Origin of the sequence: Mycobacterium sp., assembly GCF_049802695.1 — a bacterium.
Classification (GTDB): Bacteria; Actinomycetota; Actinomycetes; order Mycobacteriales; family Mycobacteriaceae; genus Mycobacterium.
In genome coordinates this window covers 1-2,667 of sequence record NZ_JBARMY010000336.1, presented here as the reverse complement: position 1 = coordinate 2,667, position 2,667 = coordinate 1, and the positions used below count along the sequence as shown (strand labels likewise).

The 2,667-nt window shown below is 65.9% G+C and carries 2 protein-coding genes; one reads left to right on the top strand and one right to left on the bottom strand.

Annotation, left to right across the window (positions count from 1 at the left end; all coding sequences use genetic code 11):
- The first annotated feature begins 10 nt into the window (after positions 1–10).
- The gene (locus WA317_RS13840) at positions 11–778 is read left to right on the top strand and encodes a glycoside hydrolase family 16 protein (RefSeq protein WP_425173575.1); all 768 of its coding nucleotides are present in this window, start codon (positions 11–13) and stop codon (positions 776–778) included.
- Between the two features lie 9 nt (positions 779–787).
- Here the strand turns inward: WA317_RS13840 and WA317_RS13835 are convergent, their stop codons facing one another.
- Positions 788–2,245, bottom strand: coding sequence for a glycosyltransferase family 39 protein (locus WA317_RS13835; protein ID WP_425173574.1), 1,458 nt, complete (start codon positions 2,243–2,245; stop codon positions 788–790).
- Positions 2,246–2,667: the final 422 nt, after the last annotated feature.

The window sequence follows — 2,667 nt, the reverse complement described above, 5'->3', positions numbered from 1 at the left end:
GGCTCGGGCTCTGCCGGCGACACCGCCGCATGCTCCGGCGCCGCCGCCCGCCGCACCGGCAGCCAGCGCCGGCGGCTACATCTTCCAAGACGAGTTCGACGGCCCGGCCGGTCAAGGCCCCGACCTGTCGAAGTGGACGCCGCAGACCTGGCAGGACGACGTGTTCCCGCCGGTTGACGGCATCTACCGTTCTCAGAACATCGTCCTCGACGGCAATTCCAACCTCGTCATCCAAGCCACCCGAGAGGGCGACGAGTACTTCAGCGGCAAACTCCGAGGCAACTTCCGCGGTCTCATCAACACCACGTGGGAAGCGCGGATCAAACTCGACTGTCTGTACCCGGGCCTGTGGCCCTCTTTCTGGACTGTCAACGAGGACCCGGTGCCAGACGGCGAGGTCGACATCTTCGAGTGGTACGGCAACGGCGCTTGGGCCCCGGGCACCACGGTCCACGCGGCATCCAACGGCAAAACATGGGAGGGAAGATCGATCCCCGGGCTGGTTGACTCCGCTTGGCACACCTGGCGGATGCGCTGGGATGCCGACGGGTTCAAATTCTGGCGAGACTACGTTGACGGCGCGGCGCCATACTTCAGCGTTCCGCCGAAGCCCATCCCGGTGCACGGCAACCCCAGCGACTTGCGCTGGCCTTTCAACAATCCCGGCTATTTCATGAACCCCATGTTCACGCTCGCGGTTGGTGGTGTCGGCGCCGGCGATCCTGCCATGGGTACCTATCCTTCGCAGATACTCGTCGACTACATCCGCGTCTGGTAAGCCCCGGCGTCAACTTCTTTTGAGCCGGATAACGATGCTGCGGTTCAACTTCCACGTCTGATCGACGGTGAACCCTTGCCGCTCAGCCTCATTGACTATGGGCGAAGGCGTCAAGGAGTCGATGATCGCCCACAGCACCCGGCAGGCCGCCAACCGCGAACGTACCGGGTCGCTGTCGAACGGAAGGTCCTGCGTCCACAGCTGGGCCGCATAAGCACCCGAGACGCCGGCCGCGACGTCGTCGAGCCCGGCGAAGGCGTCGGGGCGGGCGGCGGCCACTGCCCGCAGCGGCTCATGCTGCGCGTAGCCGAAGGAGACACAGTCACGCGGGCGGGCGTTGGCCGAGATGACCTGCGCTACTGCGGAATAATCTGCGCCACCGGGCTTTCCGTAGGCACTTCGCTGAGTCAGAAAAGCGGTGCCGGCACTCACCGCGAGCACGGCCAGCGAGACCGCAAGTATCCGGGCGCGATCCCGCGCGATCGCCGCGACGCACACCCCGAGCAACAGCCCGAATCCCGGTGCGGTGTAGGTCAAATATCTCGGTTGGTAGACATCGTCGACCAGGACCGAATAGCCGATCAACGCCGTGGTGGGAATCAGCACCCAGGGCAGCGCCACTGCAAGCGCGCTTGCGGCGCCGGCGGCCCTACGTCTGACGAGCAGCACCGAGCCCCAGAGCAGGACGATCACCGACGCGCCCATGAAAAGCCGTGAGCCGGTAAGCCATTGTTCCCAGAGCACCCCGGTGAGATAGCCGCCGCCGCCGATCCACCAGAGCTGATGCTGACGTTGACCCGACGCCAACGCGACGAGCGGCGACACCAGACCGAGTCCCGCGGCAGCCGCGATTGCAAAAGGCACCAGCTGGCGCCACTTTCGTTCGACTGCCAGCGTGACGGCGTGCGCGAACACCAGCAGGGCCAGGTACACGAAGGAGACGACGGCCAGCGCGAGAGTCAATCCATACAGCGCCCACAGCGCCGATCCGCGCCGAGTTGCGGCGATGACGAGTACCACGGTCAGCCACACCGCGAGCGCGGCGGTCAGCGCGTAAGACCTCGCCTCGACCGCCGCCCACAGCGTGCGCGGCAGCACGGTGAACGCCGCTGCACCGGCCCACGCGGTAGGCCGGTCGGCGACCATCTTGCCCAGCACGATCAGGCCCGCGGCGGCTGCACCCACGGCGACCGCGCTGGGCAGCCTGGCCGTGAACTCGTTGATCGGTGCCAAGCAGAGCCAGGAATGCATGGCGAGGTAGTACAGGGCGTGCACCGCGTCGAAATTCAAAACCAGTCGCAGGATGTCGATCTCGGACCGGTTGGCGGCGGCAATGGTGGCTGCCTCGTCGAACCAGAAAGACGGGCGCCACGACAACATGATGCTCACCAGCACGGCCGCGGCGCCGGCCAGCCAAGCATCGGCACGGTCGGGCACGTGCAATCGCATCCGCGCGTCGCCCGTCATTCGACGCATAGTATTCGGCGACGCCGTCTACCCTTGCCACTGCTTTCCGCTACGCGCTCGAACCGAACAGCTGGCCTCTGTGAGGAGCATGCCGACTTGCTGCGGCCGCAGAGCCCGCTCGGAATGCGGTTCGGCGTCTCGTGCAATAGCCTCGATGGATCCGCCGATCGCCAAGGATCATCATGTTGAGCTTCCTGTCTCATCTCATTCTTCCCGCGGCGGTGACTGGAATGATCGCGGCTGCCGTCCCAGCGCCCAACACCTATACCGTTTCGACAGTGGCCTGCAGGAACACGGCTGTATGGCAGTCGGTGTGGATCGTCAAGCGCGTGTGTACACCTGATGCCCCGGCGGCGCCCGCACCATCTGCCGATCCTGTGGCACCGCCGCCTCCGGTTGACGCGCCGGAGCCAGGCCCTGCG